The following is a 1391-nucleotide window of genomic DNA, read 5'->3' as shown; positions in this document are numbered from 1 at the left end:
AGGCAAGACCGAAGAGGACGCGCTGGTGGCCTATCTGCAAGGGCTGGGCGTGGGCGTGCGCAAGGCGCAGCAGGCCAAAAAGGCGGAAGAGGCCAGGAAGGCCGAAGAAGCCAGGAAGGCGGCGCAGCCCGCCGCCGCCGCGCAACCCGCGGCCACGGGAGGCTGATCATGGCTTACTTGAGCGCAATCGTCACCGCCATCTCGATGGCAACCTTTTTCGGCATTGTCTGGTGGGCCTGCTCGCGCGGCCGCCAGGGCGCCAACAGCGAATCGGCGATGCTGCCGTTCGCGCTGCCCGATGAATTCGGGCCGGTACAACAAGATGGAGCGGATCGGTCATGAGCGATTTCGTCAATGGCTTCTGGGGGTATTTCATCTCGATCGTCGCGGTCGGCGGCGTGGTGTGGTGCGTGTGGCTGCTGTATACGCAGCGTCGTTGGCTCAAGACCAAGCCGGCCAATGGCCAGGTGGAAGACACCGGCCACGTCTGGGATGGCGACCTGACCGAACTGAACAATCCGGTGCCTGGCTGGTGGACCTGGATGTACCTGCTGGCCTGCGCGTTCGCGCTGGGTTACCTGTTCTTCATGCCGGGCCTGGGTTCGTACAAGGGCCAGCTGGGCTACAGCAGCGCCAACGAGGTGGCGCAGCAGCAGGCCAAAATGGCCGAGGCCGTGCGCCCGATCTACGCGCGTTTCGAGACCATGACGGTGCCGCAGATCGCCGCGGATCCGGGCGCCCGTGAAATCGGCCAGCGCCTGTTCCTGAACACCTGCTCGCAGTGCCATGGTTCGGACGCCAAGGGCGGCCCCAGCTTTCCCAATCTGACCGACACGGACTGGCTGCATGGCGGCTCGCCCGAAGCCATTATGCAGACCATCACCAATGGCCGCATCGGCGTGATGCCGCCCTGGAAGGCCGCCATCGATCCCAAGACCGCCGGTGACATCGCCCAGTACGTGCGTTCGCTGTCGGGACTGACGGCCGATCCGGTGCGGGTGTTCCGCGGCCAGCGCGAGTTCGCCAACTTCTGCGTCGCCTGTCACGGTGTCGACGGCAAGGGCAACCAGGCCCTGGGCGCGCCCAACCTGACGGACGACGTCTGGCTGTATGGCAGCTCGGAAGCCACCATCGTCAAGACGATCCTGGATGGCCGCGAGAACCGCATGCCGGCGCACGGCGACATCCTGACCCCGGAACAGATCAAGATCCTGACGGCCTGGGTCTGGGGCCTGTCGAACAAGCCCGACGCGCAAGCGCAGCCGGCCACGACCGCCGCGGCCAAATAGGCGGCGCATAGGTGGGGCGCCGCGACGGCGGCCCCCCATATCACATGGACTTACAGCACGGAGCAGCAAATGGATGATGGGTCAACCGCAAGCGTCAGCAGC

2 protein-coding genes and 1 pseudogene are annotated in these 1391 nt (G+C 65.7%); all 3 read left to right on the top strand.

Translation table 11 applies throughout. From position 1 onward, the window contains the following. A pseudogene (locus DK459_RS19520) lies at positions 1 to 166 on the top strand (peptidase S41); the annotation flags it as partial. Further along, on the top strand, positions 166 to 342 hold the full coding sequence (locus DK459_RS19515) for a cytochrome oxidase (RefSeq protein WP_026382338.1): 177 nt from the start codon (positions 166 to 168) through the stop codon (positions 340 to 342). The pseudogene DK459_RS19520 and the gene DK459_RS19515, both read left to right, overlap by 1 nt. Next, a complete protein-coding gene (gene ccoP, locus DK459_RS19510) occupies positions 339 to 1289 on the top strand; it encodes a cytochrome-c oxidase, cbb3-type subunit III (RefSeq protein WP_006387530.1) in 951 nt (316 codons plus the stop codon). Before DK459_RS19515 ends, ccoP begins: the two co-directional genes overlap by 4 nt. The last annotated feature ends 102 nt before the right edge of the window (positions 1290 to 1391 follow it).

The sequence above is a fragment of the Achromobacter sp. RW408 genome (genome assembly GCF_003184165.1).
Classification (GTDB): Bacteria; Pseudomonadota; Gammaproteobacteria; order Burkholderiales; family Burkholderiaceae_B; genus Achromobacter; species Achromobacter xylosoxidans.
The sequence above is the reverse complement of the archived record's forward strand: the minus strand, read 5'-3'. Positions and strand labels throughout refer to the sequence as shown.

Coding starts and splice junctions, on each gene's coding strand:
- ccoP (WP_006387530.1), top strand. CDS start 339: ATGAGCGATTTCGTCAATGGCTTCTGGGGGTATTTCATCTCGATCGTC.